The following is a 15,075-nucleotide window of genomic DNA, read 5'->3' on the forward strand; positions in this document are numbered from 1 at the left end:
AATATAAAATATTAATATAAAAGGTAGAGATTTGACTAACTTTATTCGGTTATTAGTACTGAGCCCTCTGCTATTTGTATTTTTTAGCTATGCCAGCATTAATCCTACTCCCCTCAAATATAATGTCAGCGCGTCAGGGAGTCATTATCCATATTATACAAATGATCCAGAAAAGCCTGGCATATTACCCGAAATTATTGAAAAAGTACTCGATGATGCCAATATTGCAGCTTCTCATATCGACCTACCTACAAAGCGTATTACCAAATATTTACAAGATGAAATAATCGATTTTGATGTTATTTCATTAGAATGGCTCTCAAAGAGTGAGAGAAATGACCCTCGTTATGTTTTTTCAGAGCCGCTTATTTATGCCACAGAAATGATTGTTACCTTGCCTAAAAATGCCCAGCATTGGCAAAGCGCTGATAGCTTGAAGGGTAAAAATATAGGAACGGTACTAGGTTACTATTACTTTAATGACAACACCTTTGAGCGTGTTGACTTTCCATCCGAAAAAGAACTTATGACAGCCCTATCAAGAAACCGTGTAGAAGCTGCACTAGTAGGTAAGTTAACTGCGCTCTATTGGGCAAAGCAGTTAGGGATAAACATTGCCTTTGGCGCACAGCATTCCCATGGTTTTTTAAGAATTCGCTTATTGAGCAAACACAAAGAATTATTGCCCCAGATAAACCTAGCAATTAAAAACCTTCACGCTCAAGGATATATAAAAACTATTGAAGATAAGTATATGAGTAATATACCCACACAAAATTAAGGGACTAATGGCGCAGAGCTCGTGTTTTGGAGTACAATAGCAGCAAATGTTAACTCGACCAGAATCAGAAAGAGCCCCATGAGTATTGAAAAAGCCTTAATCGAACGTAGTAATAATCAATGTGAATTGTGTGCAGCCACCGAGAACTTATCTGTTTATGAAGTACCACCGGTAACTGAAACCCACTCAGATAAATGTATTTACACGTGTCAAACATGTAAAGATCAAATCGAGAATAACAGCGAAATAACGCCTACGCATTGGCACTGTTTAAACGATAGCATGTGGAGCCAAACCCCTGCAGTACAAGTTGTAGCTTACAGAATGCTTTCGCGTTTAGCGCCTGATAATGGCTGGGCACAAGATGCGCTAGACATGATTTACCTTGAAGAAGATACGCTAACGTGGGCTAAAAAAGCACTTGCTGAAGATGACGATTTAAAGCATGTAGATAGCAACGGTGTAGTACTTCAAGCAGGCGATACTGTTACCCTAATTAAAGACTTAGACGTTAAAGGTAGTAGCCTTACAGCTAAACGCGGAACAGCTGTTCGTAATATTGGCCTAACCAGCAACCCTGAACATATTGAAGGGCGAGTTGACGGCCAGCGCATAGTTATTTTAACTAAGTTTGTTAAAAAATAATCGTTTGTTTTTAATTATTAAAGGCGCTAATGCGCCTTTTTTTATGTTTAAAATAAGTTAAGGAATGATTAAGTCACTAGGTAATACACTAGGGGGATAATATTGAGTAAGGATAACAAACATGGAAAAGCATCAAGCAGTACATTCACGTAAAAAAGCACTTACAGGACTTAGTTTATTAGCACTGAGCGCTTTTGCTATAACCGGTTGTGATCAACAAACAAAGCCGACTGAAAATACAGAGCAAGCAAAATCAATATCGACTCTAACTACCCAAGTTAGCTACAAAGATCGCAGTATGCTTCGCCCCGGTTCACAGTTAATAGTTACGCTTTCGGATGTATCTAAAATGGATGTAAAAGCAGATATAATAACCCAAGAAGTGATTGATATTACCCAAGCCCCACCATTTACTGTAGAGCTAACTTATGATGCCAGTAAAGTTAACGATAAACACCGCTATAGCCTAAGCGCCAGAATCATAAATAAAGACAAAGTACTTTACACAAGTACCACAAATAACGACCCATTTAGAGAATCCCAGCTAACTGGCCCTTATAAAATTGAGCTTTCAAAAGTATCCGTTGAAAAGCCAGACATAACGCTTACAAACACGTACTGGAAAGCAATAACAATCAATGCTCAAACAGTAAATGTTAGAACTAAAGAGCCGTTTATTCAGTTCGATAAAGACTACCGTGTTAATGGCTTTTTAGGCTGTAATAATTTTAGCGGAAGTTATAGCACCGAGCAGCACACAATTACACTTAGTCAGTTAGCGAGTACAAAAAAGATGTGTTCGGAGAATATGGACCAAGAGGCAGCTATGTCTAACGTACTTAACAATACTTCAAAGTGGGAAATTACAGGCGAGTCACTAAAACTTAAAAACAACAGCGGTAATACGCTTGCTACTTTTAACGCAGTTTATTTTAATTAATATTTAGCTCCCTAATATATGTGTTACCTAACACATTCGTATTGATTTTAAATAAAATGCCCAGCAAAACTGGGCATTTTATCATTCATTGTAAGCACTATTTAAAGCTACTCATCAACGAGTTGTTCACTTCTGTAAAAACCACTTGGCTCACTCAACAAATCAACAAGTTCAGGCATTATTGCATCCATTGTTTGCTTTAGCTTCCATGGAGGGTTAATCACAATCATGCCAGATGCTGTCATGCCGTGTACGTCAGTGTCCGCTTCAGTGCCTAATTCAAATAGCTGAATGTTGCGCATTCCTGAATCAATTAAGCCCTGCTCCATATTATCAATGCGCTCTCTGTCTACTACCGGATACCAAATCATATAAGTACCTGTAGCAAAACGCTGATGAGCTTTAACTAAGGTTTTTACAACCGTTTCGTAGTCATCTTTAATTTCGTACGGAGGGTCAATTAACACACACGCTCTGCGAGATGCTGGTGGTAATAATCCTACTAAGCCGGTAAAGCCATCTTCTCCGCGCACACGAATGGAGCGCTTACCTTGCATATTTTCTTCAAGTAATAATAAATCGCGCGGGTGCAGTTCAAAAAACCAACCCTTATCTTGGCGGCGCAAGTAATGCTCTGCAATTTTTGGTGAACCCGGATAAAATGCAAGTTCGTCAGTGTCGTTAAATGACTTAATTAATTCAATGTACTCATTAAGCTCAGCATGTTCACTTTTATGTTGCCAAAGTTTTTCAATACCATCTTGATACTCTTGCGTTTTTTGCGCATCAGCAGCTGCCAGTTCAAAAAAGCCAGCACCTGAATGCGTGTCTATATAATCAAGCGGTTTATCTTTAATTGTTTGATAATTTAGTACTTGTGCCAGTACTAAATGTTTAAGTACATCGGCAGGATTACCCGCATGAAATGAGTGTCTGTAACTAAGCATTATTTATTTTCGCCATACGCAATTTAATATCGTAAGTGAACCATAAGCACTAGGCTTTGGCAACTCACACCAAGATAAGAGAGTGTTAAAGTGAACCATTTCTGAATGAAAAAGCTCATATACTGAATTATCCCTTAACGCAGAAGAAAAATCAGCTAAAACCACCGTAAATGCTGGCAAATCAACACACTTTGCTTTACATTTGCATGACATTAATTACAGTTATATGAGCGCCTTTATGAACAACACTACTCTTCAACAACTCGAACAACTGATCGATTCTTTAATCGAACGTAATAATCAATTACAAACAGATGTTGCTACTTTAAAAGAACAGAACACTAAACTAAGTGATGAAAACGAATTACTACAGCTTGAAGCTTTAGAAAATGAAGAAAAGCAAAAAGATGCCAGCACTACTTTATCTGGTCTTCTTGATAAATTACAAAGCGCACAACAGGCTAGCTAATGTCTGAGCTGCAAAACCAGCGGGTCACTGTTGAGTTGCTAGGTAAAGAGCAGCAATTTGCTTGCCCCGAAGGGCAGGAAGATGCATTAATAGCAGCAGCTAAAAATCTAAATGACTTAGTTGAGCAAATGAAACAACGCTCAACCGTTAGAAACGATCAAAAAGCCCTACTAATGGCAGCATTAAACTTAAGCCACGAATTGCTAGAAGCAAAAACACAGGCTACAGTTGAACAACAGCATCAAGACCAATTGATTGATAAACTCAGTCAGCATTTGGCAAATGACCCCAAACACCAAAAATAAAAAGCGCATACTGCGCTTTTTGTTTATTATTAAAGTAATTAAACCTCAGCGTAGAGATAATAAATGAAGTTAAAACTTTCAAACATAACCTCTTCATATAAGCACTTACTATTGGCATGCACTTTATTATCAATAGCACCTAACACCTACGCTGCCGTTACTTGGAATACAATAAACCCTCATGTTCAGTTTTTAAAGCAACAAGACAAGCTTCGCTTTTACGACTCTAACCAAGTATTAATTGAAGGCGAAAAATGTGCCCTACTGGTTGATACGAGTGCCAATTTTGCTGCAGTTGAACAACTTGCTGAAGATTTAAAAAAACGCCTTAAAACACCTTTATGCTATTTGGTTGCCACGCATTACCATGACGATCACTTGCTAGGTATGGCGGTTATGCAAAATTTTTATCCTGATGCCAAGCTCGTTGTTCATCAGCAAGTAAATAAAAATTTTAGCCTTTACCAAACAGCATATACCGACAAACTAGACACCTATGAAAAGAGCATTGAGCTGAGCTACCAACGATTAGCGAATGTCCCTAAAGAAGAGCAAGCTAAATGGCGTGATAAGTTAAAGCTTGCAAAAAAGCGACTTTTTCGCTGGCAGGAGTATCAGCTTAGCAAACCCGAAATAGTAATTAATAGTCGTAAAATTATCGACCTTGGTGGTTTTGAGGTAACGCTTGAGCCGCAGCAAGCCCATACTAACGGTGATTTAACTATTACTACTAATAAGGGCAGTGTGCTGATTGGTGGCGATATCGTTGACTGGCTTCCTTACCCTGGTCACGGCGAACTTAAAAGTTGGCAAACGTTGCTTAAGCAATATATTAACGACGAAAAGCTCACTATTATTATACCTGGCCACGGCGGCACATTAACAAAAGAGCAGCTGAAACAGCCGCTATCATTTTTAACAGCCATAACGGAGCATGTTAAAAACAGTAAAGATCAAAGTATTGAGCAGTTAATGCTGTCGTTTCCTGAATCAGTTATTGAGCCTTATAAACAAGAAGCGCTTAATATAAAATCGAGTAACTTTTTTTTACAAGCAGGCCTAAATCGCGTAAAAAGCGCAGAATAACTCAACACAACGGATTGTGTTAAAATAATAAAAGGAATTTACAAAAGTGATCACTATGCGCAGTTTGGTTTTATGTTGTTTGGGTATTTTGTTATTTGGTTGTCAATCAACGGAGCAAGAACCACAAGAAGCTCCACAAATATTTACTCATTTTGAGCCTGACTATACTTATGATATTGACGAGGAAGTAGCTCAAACGCCTCAAGTTAATGAGCCAGTTACGCCACTTCAATTCAAAAAAACAATCGTAAAAAAGCGCCCACCAAAAACCACCGATCTGTGGGTGCATATAGCCAATAATCTACACTTTACGATTTATCAAAATCGCGCGTTAAAAAAGCGTATCAGCTGGTATGCAAAGCAACCTAACTACTTACAAACGGTGAGCAAACGCGCAGCGCCTTACCTGTATCACATCGTAAAAAAAATTGAGCAAAAGCAATTACCTATGGAGCTCGCATTACTACCATTTGTAGAAAGCGATTTTAGACCAACAATAGCCTCATCACAGCAAGCTGTTGGTGTTTGGCAGTTAGTTGGCGCAACGGCGCATCACTTTGGTGTTAAGTCAGACCAATGGTATGACGGGCGCCAAGACGTACTTGCTTCAACCGATGCTGCACTTGATTACTTAAGTTACTTACATAAACGCTTTGATGGTAATTGGCTACACGCTTTGGCCGCTTATAACAGTGGTGAAGGCCGCGTTAAACGCGCAATAGAAAAAAATAAAAAACGCGGTAAAAGCACCGATTACTGGTCGCTCAGCCTGCCAAAAGAAACCGCTGATTATGTACCCAAATTACTCGCTTTAAGCTATTTAGTTAAACATCCACAAAAGGGCATTAAACGCCCAAAGCTTGCATATAAACCATTTACAACACAGATGAACATAGGCCAGCAGTTCGACTTTTCAGTCATCGCCAAGCTCTCTGGTATAGGTTCAAAGCAGTTACATGCTATTAATCAGGGATATTTAAAAAATCAAAGCTCACCTAACGGGCCGCACACTTTACTGCTGCCTATAGGGCAAGAAGCATTATTAAAAAGTCAGTTCTTCAAATCAAACTTTGCTGGAGAGTACATCGTTAAACAAAACGATACGCTTTACAGTATCGCCAGGCGTTTTAGTATGTCTGTAAAAGCTTTAAAACAACTTAATAATAAAAATAATAATTTAATAGGTGTTGGAGAAAAGTTATTAGTTGGACAACCTAAAACTCTGCCAAGCACATTAACTGTTGATTACAAAATCAGCCCTTATTTAGAACACCAAGAGATTGCGATCCCCACCATTGAAATAGATTACGAAGTTAAGTCAGGCGATAGCCTTTGGAGTATAAGTCAGCTTTATGATGTACCTCATAGCGACTTGGCAAAATGGAACAAACTCTCTGCATCAAGTATTTTAAAGCCTGGCACTCAATTAGTACTGTTTATACCACAGGCTGAAAAGCAAAAAGCAGCACCAATAAAAAAAGATTTACTGCTAGATTTACAAAAAACACTAAATCAGCCACGTTAAGTTTATAAACAAGTATATTTCGCGTAAAATTGCGCCCTAACATAGTTATTATTTGAAGAGACAAGCATGCAAATTAGCAAAAATTCAGCAGTTGAATTTCATTACACCCTTAGCGAAGCGGGCGAGCAAATTGAAAGTAGCACAAACGAAGCGCCACTTACTTACATTCATGGCAGCGAAGGCATGCTTCCTGGTTTAGAAAAAGCACTTGAAGGTAAAGAAGCCGGCGAAAAATTTAGTGTAACTCTAGAGCCAAGTGAATCGTACGGCGAGCGTGTTGATGATTTAATTCAACGTATTCCGCTTAAGCATCTACAAGGCGACGTTAAAGTATGGAAACCAGGTATGACAGCAATGGTTAGCTCTAACCAAGGTCGTCATCAGGTTACTATTGTTAAGGTTGGTCGTTTTAACGCAGATTGTGATTTAAACCACCCATTTGCGGGCAAAACACTCACGTTTGACGTTGAAGTTGTATCTGTACGTGAAGCAACAAGTGAAGAAGTTTCTCACGGACATGTGCACGCTGAAGGCGGCTGTGGTCACTCTCACTAGTTAGCGATAAAGGAAGTAAGTATGTCTAAAGTTGCAGTAGTTACAGGTGGTACAAAAGGAATTGGTCTAGCCGTTGTAAAGCGTTTTCTAAGTAATGGCTATAAAGTACATAACCTTGATATAGAGCCAAGCGAAACTGGTATATTTCATCAGTGTGATGTAAGTGATGTATCGGCGGTACAAAGCTGTATCAACGCTATCTGTGAACAAAGCAAACGTATTGATGTACTTGTTTCTAATGCTGGAAAACACTTAAGCGCAAATATAGAAAGCACCGACGAGCAAACTCTCGATGCACTTTTTGCGCTTAATGTTAAAGGCGCCTATGCCGCAGTACAAAGCGTATTGCCAAGCATGAAAGCGCAAAATAGCGGCGCTATTATATTAGTCGCATCCGATCAAGCAATTATAGGTAAGCAAAACTCTTTTGCGTATAACCTAACAAAACATGCTCTTGCCTCAATGGCCAAAACAACGGCGCTTGATTACGCGAGCTTTAATATTAGAGTAAATGCGGTATGCCCTGGCACAATAGAAACCCCGCTATTTCATAACGCGATAGATGCGTACTGCGCAAACAGTGGCGCAAATAAAGCTGAAATAGTTGCCGAGGAAGCAAGTCTTCAACCGCTCAACCGATTAGGTCAAGCCGATGAGGTTGCTGCCCTTGTAAGCTTTTTAGCAAGTGATGATGCCAGCTTTATTACTGGCAGCCTACAAAGTATTGACGGTGGTTACACTGCCCAATGAGCATGCAAATTATTGACCCTCATGTGCATTTTTTTAATCTTGCCGAGGGGCAATATACTTGGCTACAAGGCGAAAACCCACCAGCATGGCCTAACCTAGAAAAAATTAAACAACCAATAAGTGCAAAGCAACTTGTTAAAAGTACTGATTTTGAACTTGCGGGTATTGTGCACATTGAGGCTGGGTTTGATAATCAATCACCTATAAACGAGTTAAACTGGCTAAGCTCGCATTTAAAAAACCTTTCATTTAAGGCTATTAGTTACAACCAAATTGATGCGCCCGCAGAGCAATTTAATCACGCGCTGAATGCACTGGCTCATTCAAGCTTTTGTGGTATAAGAGATATAACCGAAGAAGATGATGCAGTGAGACTAAAAAGCCCTCATTGTATTAATAACCTTAATTTATTGGCTACAAATAAACTGCATTTTGAAGCTCAATTTGATATTGAAAATAGCGAAATAACCAAACAAATAGCTTACTACGCTAAGCAGCTACCGCAGCTTCAAATTATAATTAATCATGCAGGACTGCCAAGTAATTTAAATGACTGGCAACAAGGTGTTGAGTTACTTGCTCAGCACGACAACATAGCAATTAAATTCTCTGGTTTTGAATTACTTAGGCTCACCAGTGAGCAACAAGCCGCGTGTTTTAATTTTCTTTTTAATCACTTTGGCCAGCAGCGTATTATGTTTGCTAGCAACTTTCCTGTGTGCCAAATAAATACAAGCTACAACACCCTATGGCACTCCCATAAGGCGTTATGCTCAAACGATAAGACATGGCATGACCTTAGCTATGCAAACGCTAAGCACTACTACCAAGTTTAAGTAAAACTAGTTATATTAAACTCTCTTTTTATAATAATACGGCCAATTTATGAAAATGTACTTTTTACTAATCGTTGTATTTTCTGCGTTTTTTCTCAATGGCTGCATATCTCAAAATCCAGACCCTACACCTAAGCTGCAACATGCTCTACTGGCAAAGCCAAATAAAACAGCCGTTAGCAAAGCAATTAAAACACTTGTACATATACAAGAAACTCAATTAGCTGAGAATGTATTTACTACCAGCAGCACAGTAACCCTTAGCAATGTGGATGGTAATAATATTATCGACACGCAAAGTCGCAATACACCCGATCAGTTTGAATTGATGATTAAAGGCAAGCAATGCTATATACGCCACCTTGATAGTAAAGCCACTATTGAGCTTAAAGACGTAGAATGTAGAATTAACGAGTTATAACAAGCTAAAACTTTACCAAACAAGTAAAAGCCGGTAAGTGACTAATCACTTACCGGCTTTTTAATGCATGACCTAAAGTTAGGTTAAAAGGCTATTATTTTATTTCTACGCGTTGAGAACGCATAACAATCTCATCATTTAATTCAATACCCAACCCTGGCTCTTCTGACACTTCAAAGAAACCATTTTTAGGTTGTGGGTCTTGTAAACATAACTCGCGGTTCCACTTTTTAATCGCATAAGTGTGGTGCTCATGAATCAAAAAGTTAGGGATAGCCGTTTCTAAGTGCAGTGATGCTGCTGTTGCAACAGGCCCGCCACATACGTGAGCTTGAATACGCACATCAAAGATATCTGCGTAATCACATACTTTTTTAGTTTCGGTAAAGCCACCACATAAACCAATATCAGGTTGCAGAACATCAATACTTTGATCTTCTAAGTACGGGCGCACACCCCAGCGATTATACAAACGTTCACCACCAGCAATTGGCACATTAACTTTATCTGCTACTTTTGCATGTAATGAGTGGTTTAGGTAGTTAACTGGCTCTTCAAAGTACATACAGTCAAATTCTTCTGCAATTTCACCCAACTGAATGGCTGTTGTCACGCCTGGTAAACTGTGGCATTCAAAAATAATGTCTACTTCGTCGCCTACTGCTTCGCGAATAGCTTGCATGCGCGCACGGTATAGCTTCATTTCAGTACGTGAAATTATTTTTGTACGATCGTAATAAGTATTGCCGTCTTTATCGTACTGAATTGGATCTACTTTTACTGCATCGTAACCTTCGGCCATCGCCTTTAAAGCCGCTTCTGCATATTCTTGCGGTTGTACTAGCGCTTTAAATTCGCTATCCCAGTCAAACTGTAATTGCGATGCGTAAGTGCGTAGTTTGTCGTTAACTTTACCGCCTAATAACTGGTATACAGGTAAACCAAGCGCTTTACCTTTTATATCCCAAAGTGCGGTATCAATTGCGCTCATTGCAGCATATACAACAGGTCCGCCGCCTAAACCCCAAAAGCTCTCACGTAACATACGAGACCATAGTTTTTCTGTTTGAAATGGGTCGTGGCCGATTAAAAAGGCGTCGGCCATTTCTTTAATCATAGCCGCTGCAGCACTGTGACCTAAATCGTATGCAAGGCCCGCTTCGCCAACACCACTAATACCTTCGTCAGTATGAATTCGTACAAACACAGGTGTCCAAGAAGGTCTATCAGGACAGTGAATATCAAATACTTCAACGCGATTTACTTTCATTAAAATTCCTTATTAACCGCTATGGGTTATTTTGCAAAACTAGGGTCAAGTCGATACGCTTTACGTAACATCGCAGGCCACGCAAGTTGCCCGCCAGTGCTGCCACTGTGTACTACGTTTGCTTGATTATAAATATTGTCGATTATAGGTTGCGGTACTTCAATCACCTCTTGCGAGCTTGATTGTAGCGCTAGTTGAATTTCACACGCTCGCTGTAAATCATAAAAGCGCATAAACGCATCGCCTACCGTTGGGCCTACCGTTAAGCCACCGTGGTTTACCAATAACATATGGTTAGTGCTGCCCAAATCATCTTGCAGCACTTTTCGCTCGTCGTCGTTTACTGCAAGCCCTTCGTAGCCATGATAAGAAAGCGATGGCAATGAAAACATTGAATATTGGCTAAGCGGTAATAAACCATTTTTTTGTGTAGCGACTGCGATTGTTTCTTTGGTATGAAGGTGAATAACACAATGAGCGTCTTCGCGTACCTCATGAATCGCACTGTGAATAGTAAAACCAGCTGGATTAATACTAAATGGCGTATCGTCAATAATGTTGCCGTCTAAGTCTACCTTTACTAAATTAGAGGCAGTTACTTCATCAAAGGTTAAACCAAACGCATTCACTAAGTAGTGGTCGGTACCAGGCAAACGTGCTGATAAATGCGTATAGATTAAATCCCCCCAACGAAAGTGCTCTACCAGTCTATAACATGCGGCTAAATCAACACGAAGTTGCCACTCTTGTGCTGATACTTTATTTTTTAAATCGAGTTGGGGTAAATCAAACATAATGAGCCTTTTAAAAACGTACATTATTAACCTGTACGAACAGATGTTTAGAAGTCTAAAGCAGTCTCTATTTTATAGCAAACACCAAACAAAACAGCCACACTATTGTGTGGCTGTTTGTAAAACTAAAATACCAATTGCATTAAAATGGTATAACTGCGTAAATTATTTTACGTTAGCTAGGTAATCTGCAATTGCTTCAAACTCTTCATCAGTTACCGTTGCAACCATTGCTTTCATTGCCATGGTCATACCGTTATTACGTGCACCTGACTTAATATCTTTCATTTGCGCTACTAAGTAGTCTTTGTTTTGACCGTTTAGTTTAGGGTACATACCCATAATTGGTGCTTTACCTTCAGCGCCATGACAAGTTTGACAATTCTTAGCGGTATAAAGTGCAGCGCCATCGGCAGCTGCTGCATTAAACGAGAAGCTTGCGGCTAAAGTAATACCCGCGCCTAATAGTAGTGTTTTCATCTTGCTCATTGTATTTACTCTTCTTTTTTGACGGTTAGAAAAACTGTTCTATTGATTGTAGTAAACAATCAAATAAAAAGCATACGTACGAAACGACGCTAGACGATCAACTTAACCAAAAACCGCTAACTCGTTTCTATCTCACTTTTATATACTTTAGCAAATAAAAATGAGCTTACCCTTAATAACTATTACCACACTATATCATCTGGTACTTCAAAGTCTGCGTATGGGTCATCTTCATCTTTTGGTTTGTTTTCTGGCTCTACATGAAAAACAATATACTTTTCGTCAACTTCAGCCACTTTGCGTGCTGGTTCGTCGTCTAATACGTAAAATTGCCCTTCTAGTACACAAATAGCTAAACGACCGCCCGATAACGCTTTTTGCGTTTTCTCGTTCACGTCGATATTTTTTACTTTGTTTTGATAAGTAAAATTAAATGTGCGCTCACCACGAATAGCATCTTGGTTGTGGTGTTCTAAAATTTGTTTAACACGCGCTTCTTGTTCGCGCTGCTTTAAGCTCACTTGGCGTGTTTGGTTAAGCTCTTCAGCTTTTTTTTGCTGCTCTAGCTTGGTTTGTTGAATATGCTTTTGCAGATCACTTGGGTTGCTAGTAGCCCCTTTCTTTTGCTTTTTTTGTTGCTTACGCTTTTCTGATTTAGCAACTTTAGCATTATGCGATGTTGTTAATCCTGCTTGAAGCAATTGGTCTTGTAATGAACCCATGACTTTGTTCCACTAAAAACTAATATTATCGCTATTTTAATCACCAACGAGTTCAAATAACAGCGCTATCGACATTAATCTAGCAAACTAGTTAAAACAAACCATGATATAGCGCAATGACTATGGTTTTAATTATGAATTAAAACCAATTTTTAATACAATACCAGACAACCAATCAGCAAATGCACAAGCCATATAATGCGTTTACCTCATCTACTCGTTTGCTCGGTATTTATATTTTTTGTGCTTTATGCACCGCAACCCCTACTTAGCCTTTTTGCGAGCGAATTTAATGTAGCACCTGCGGTAGCTGGCAGCTTAATGACTGCAACTATGCTGCCCTTAGCCATTGCCCCGCTCGTTTATGGTTTATTTTTAGCAAAAATAAATCCACTACTTATATTACGTATTGCAATGGTGCTTTTAGGCCTTAGCTGCTTACTTTTTATTTATGTACCTAGCTTTGAGCTTTTATTATTAGTCAGATTTTTACAGGGTTTAACGCTCCCCGCAGCTTTAACAGCAATGACTAGCTATATAGGCATGAGTTATAGCGCTGATACACTTCAAAAAAATATGACCCTATATATTGGTAGCAGTATAGTTGGTGGTTACTTTGGACGTGTGCTTGCCGCTTTGTTTAGCGACTTATGGAATTGGCAGAGCTTTTATTACGTAATTGCTTTTATGCTTCTTTGCTTAGCTTTGACAGTTAAGCATTCCCGCTTTACAAACCCAGCTAAACAGTCGCAGCTCTCCCCACTCGATTACATTAAACAACTTAAAGAAGGCGCTGTACTTAAAGTTTACGGCGCCGTTTTTTGTATGTTTTTTTGTTTCGCTGCACTGCTTAATTACTTACCGTTTATATTACAAAACACGTTTTTAATTACCAATACTCGTGACATAGGTTTAGTTTACAGTGGTTATTTAATTGGTGCCCTCGCCTCTATTGCTGCACCTTGGTTACTTAAAAAAGTCCCTTCGCCTTGGCACTTATTAACTGCGGTATTTAGTTTTTATAGTGTGAGTATTATTTTATTAATGAGCCATCAGCTTAGCTTATTTTTAATCGCATTTACTTTGTTTTGTGGTGCTATGTTTGTGATTCATTCAACTGCCGCACCGCTCGTTAATAAAATAAGTAAAGCCCCACCAAGTGTAACCAATGGCGGATATGTATCGTTTTATTACAGTGGTGGCGCATTGGGGTCGTTATTACCCGGTGTGGTATACCAACATCATGGGCAAACAGCGTTTATGTTTACGCTGCTTGCGGTTTGCTTATGTGGTTTATCGTTAATTATGTGGGCTTATTTTGAGGGTAAAAATACAACGCGCGGTTGATGCTTTGTGTAATTAAAAAATGTTTCTAAATCAGCTTTACTAAGCAACCATGTTTGGGTGTTTTCAAACGGATGACAATGAAACAAATCACCGTGCCAAATATCTTGGTCAACCCATAAGCTCACTTCGTTTTGCTTATCATTTAAAAGAGCCAACATAGATACACACCCAGGAGCCACTTTTAAATATTTAGCTAGCCGCTCACTCGATGCGAACCCTAAGCGTGAAAGCCCTTGTTGCTTTGATAGTGCCTTTAAGTCGAGCTGCTTATTGTGCGCTGTAATAACTAAAAAGTGTCGCTTGCCTTCGTTATCGCGTAAAAATAGGTTTTTAAGACGAGTACCTGGGCGCTCAATCATAAACTCATCTGCCGCTAAGCTAGTATGTAGCGGCGGATGCTCTATTACATCATAGTTAATATCTAGGTGCGCCAAAAGCTCTGCTAACTTAGTTTTATCAGCCAACATATTACAAACAACGCCCTCTTAGTTGTACACTCAAATCTCGCCATAAAACATCATTAACTTCATGCTTGTTGTCGCAATACTTACGATCTTTTAGCTCCTGATTTAATAATTCAACTGCTTGGTCTTCTAGCTGTAACTTCAGAATGCTCGACTCTTCAAAATGCTCTTTCTCTATATACTGCTTAACCTCACCACGACTTGGTCTCTTATTAGAACCACGGTCAAGGTTAAAGTTTTCACGATGCTTAGCTTTTACCGAAACAACATAAGCAAAAAGCTTATTGCCTTGATCATCTTGCTTTTCGTGAAACTGTTTATTATTTATTTCAAAAGGCGGCTCATCATTTGAGGCACAGCCAGCGAGTAAAACCATAAGCGCTAGAACACATTTTTTCATTGTTTTTTATCGTTTTAGTTTTGAATTAAGCCGAGTCTAACAAAAATTGACGTAAACAGTGAAAATTTACGAAAAAATACTTGACCAAATTTATAAAAAAACTTAAAGTTCGTCCCGCTTGGAACTCAGCAGTCAAGCAGTTACATTATATGTAACTTAGGAATGTGGGGCTATAGCTCAGCTGGGAGAGCGCCTGCCTTGCACGCAGGAGGTCAGCAGTTCGATCCTGCTTAGCTCCACCACTTTCCTACTCCTTTTCAAATTCGTTCTACTCTTCTATTTTTCCACTGTTTTTATTATTTTTTGACACCCTAATATTCTAATTTTTC

19 protein-coding genes and 1 tRNA gene are annotated in these 15,075 nt (G+C 39.1%); 13 read left to right on the forward strand and 7 right to left on the reverse strand.

Annotation, left to right across the window (positions count from 1 at the left end; genetic code table 11):
- The first annotated feature begins 31 nt into the window (after positions 1–31).
- The 3 genes from H5090_RS08980 to H5090_RS08990 all read left to right on the forward strand — a co-directional run bounded on the left by H5090_RS08980 (position 32) and on the right by H5090_RS08990 (position 2,366).
- Complete coding sequence (locus tag H5090_RS08980; protein WP_024595823.1) at positions 32–781, forward strand: ABC transporter substrate-binding protein; 750 nt, start codon at positions 32–34, stop codon at positions 779–781.
- 78 nt (positions 782–859) lie between these two features.
- Positions 860–1,426, forward strand: coding sequence for a PhnA domain-containing protein (locus H5090_RS08985; protein ID WP_007586451.1), 567 nt, complete (start codon positions 860–862; stop codon positions 1,424–1,426).
- Between the two features lie 121 nt (positions 1,427–1,547).
- Entirely contained in the window at positions 1,548–2,366 is an 819-nt protein-coding gene (locus tag H5090_RS08990) for an META domain-containing protein (protein ID WP_182695512.1), read from the forward strand.
- Between the two features lie 107 nt (positions 2,367–2,473).
- On the opposite strand, the gene H5090_RS08995 is transcribed toward H5090_RS08990, so the two are convergent.
- Entirely contained in the window at positions 2,474–3,313 is an 840-nt protein-coding gene (locus tag H5090_RS08995; protein ID WP_182671457.1) for a 23S rRNA (adenine(2030)-N(6))-methyltransferase RlmJ, read from the reverse strand.
- A 238-nt stretch (positions 3,314–3,551) separates the two neighbouring features.
- Here H5090_RS08995 and zapB point away from each other — a divergent pair, with 238 nt between their 5' ends.
- From zapB to H5090_RS09035, 8 genes are all read left to right on the forward strand, one after another.
- On the forward strand, positions 3,552–3,782 hold the full coding sequence (zapB, locus tag H5090_RS09000) for a cell division protein ZapB (RefSeq protein WP_002957855.1): 231 nt from the start codon (positions 3,552–3,554) through the stop codon (positions 3,780–3,782).
- Positions 3,782–4,087, forward strand: coding sequence for a cell division protein ZapA (locus H5090_RS09005; protein ID WP_002957856.1), 306 nt, complete (start codon positions 3,782–3,784; stop codon positions 4,085–4,087). The genes zapB and H5090_RS09005 overlap by 1 nt, the downstream gene beginning before the upstream one ends.
- Before the next feature lie 63 nt (positions 4,088–4,150).
- Complete coding sequence (locus tag H5090_RS09010; RefSeq protein ID WP_182695513.1) at positions 4,151–5,173, forward strand: MBL fold metallo-hydrolase; 1,023 nt, start codon at positions 4,151–4,153, stop codon at positions 5,171–5,173.
- A gap of 55 nt (positions 5,174–5,228) precedes the next feature.
- A complete protein-coding gene (locus H5090_RS09015) occupies positions 5,229–6,698 on the forward strand; it encodes a LysM peptidoglycan-binding domain-containing protein (RefSeq protein WP_182695514.1) in 1,470 nt (489 codons plus the stop codon).
- Positions 6,699–6,764: 66 nt separating this feature from the next.
- Positions 6,765–7,253, forward strand: coding sequence for a peptidylprolyl isomerase (locus H5090_RS09020; RefSeq protein WP_002957860.1), 489 nt, complete (start codon positions 6,765–6,767; stop codon positions 7,251–7,253).
- A 21-nt stretch (positions 7,254–7,274) separates the two neighbouring features.
- The gene (locus tag H5090_RS09025) at positions 7,275–8,003 is read left to right on the forward strand and encodes an SDR family NAD(P)-dependent oxidoreductase (RefSeq protein ID WP_182695515.1); all 729 of its coding nucleotides are present in this window, start codon (positions 7,275–7,277) and stop codon (positions 8,001–8,003) included.
- Positions 8,000–8,839, forward strand: a complete 840-nt coding sequence (locus tag H5090_RS09030) for an amidohydrolase (RefSeq protein ID WP_182695516.1) — start codon at positions 8,000–8,002, stop codon at positions 8,837–8,839. The genes H5090_RS09025 and H5090_RS09030 overlap by 4 nt, the downstream gene beginning before the upstream one ends.
- 49 nt (positions 8,840–8,888) lie before the next feature.
- Positions 8,889–9,260, forward strand: a complete 372-nt coding sequence (locus H5090_RS09035; RefSeq protein WP_024595815.1) for a hypothetical protein — start codon at positions 8,889–8,891, stop codon at positions 9,258–9,260.
- A gap of 94 nt (positions 9,261–9,354) precedes the next feature.
- On the opposite strand, the gene H5090_RS09040 is transcribed toward H5090_RS09035, so the two are convergent.
- The 4 genes from H5090_RS09040 to H5090_RS09055 all read right to left on the reverse strand — a co-directional run bounded on the left by H5090_RS09040 (position 9,355) and on the right by H5090_RS09055 (position 12,535).
- Positions 9,355–10,530: a mandelate racemase/muconate lactonizing enzyme family protein gene (locus H5090_RS09040; protein ID WP_007375956.1), complete on the reverse strand. Its 1,176-nt coding sequence runs from the start codon at positions 10,528–10,530 to the stop codon at positions 9,355–9,357.
- 26 nt (positions 10,531–10,556) lie between these two features.
- Positions 10,557–11,324, reverse strand: a complete 768-nt coding sequence (locus H5090_RS09045) for a class II aldolase/adducin family protein (RefSeq protein ID WP_010554363.1) — start codon at positions 11,322–11,324, stop codon at positions 10,557–10,559.
- 165 nt (positions 11,325–11,489) lie between these two features.
- The gene (locus tag H5090_RS09050; RefSeq protein WP_002957866.1) at positions 11,490–11,813 is read right to left on the reverse strand and encodes a c-type cytochrome; all 324 of its coding nucleotides are present in this window, start codon (positions 11,811–11,813) and stop codon (positions 11,490–11,492) included.
- A 182-nt stretch (positions 11,814–11,995) separates the two neighbouring features.
- Positions 11,996–12,535 carry a DUF2058 domain-containing protein gene (locus H5090_RS09055; protein ID WP_002957867.1) on the reverse strand — a complete coding sequence of 180 codons (540 nt, stop codon included), beginning with the start codon at positions 12,533–12,535 and terminating at the stop codon, positions 11,996–11,998.
- Between the two features lie 198 nt (positions 12,536–12,733).
- Between H5090_RS09055 and H5090_RS09060 the strand changes: the two genes are divergently transcribed.
- Positions 12,734–13,882 (forward strand): MFS transporter, encoded by a 1,149-nt coding sequence (locus H5090_RS09060; RefSeq protein ID WP_165723902.1) that lies wholly within the window; start codon positions 12,734–12,736, stop codon positions 13,880–13,882.
- On the opposite strand, the gene H5090_RS09065 is transcribed toward H5090_RS09060, so the two are convergent.
- Both H5090_RS09065 and H5090_RS09070 read right to left on the reverse strand, forming a co-directional pair.
- Positions 13,849–14,349 carry a prolyl-tRNA synthetase associated domain-containing protein gene (locus tag H5090_RS09065; RefSeq protein WP_154903604.1) on the reverse strand — a complete coding sequence of 167 codons (501 nt, stop codon included), beginning with the start codon at positions 14,347–14,349 and terminating at the stop codon, positions 13,849–13,851. The genes H5090_RS09060 and H5090_RS09065 overlap by 34 nt on opposite strands.
- 1 nt (position 14,350) lies before the next feature.
- Positions 14,351–14,746, reverse strand: coding sequence for a hypothetical protein (locus H5090_RS09070; RefSeq protein WP_182694033.1), 396 nt, complete (start codon positions 14,744–14,746; stop codon positions 14,351–14,353).
- A 166-nt stretch (positions 14,747–14,912) separates the two neighbouring features.
- Here H5090_RS09070 and H5090_RS09075 point away from each other — a divergent pair.
- Positions 14,913–14,988 (forward strand) — tRNA-Ala (locus H5090_RS09075).
- Positions 14,989–15,075 lie beyond the last annotated feature (87 nt).

Origin of the sequence: Pseudoalteromonas sp. SR43-5, from assembly GCF_014163835.1 — a bacterium.
Lineage (GTDB): Bacteria > Pseudomonadota > Gammaproteobacteria > Enterobacterales > Alteromonadaceae > Pseudoalteromonas > Pseudoalteromonas distincta.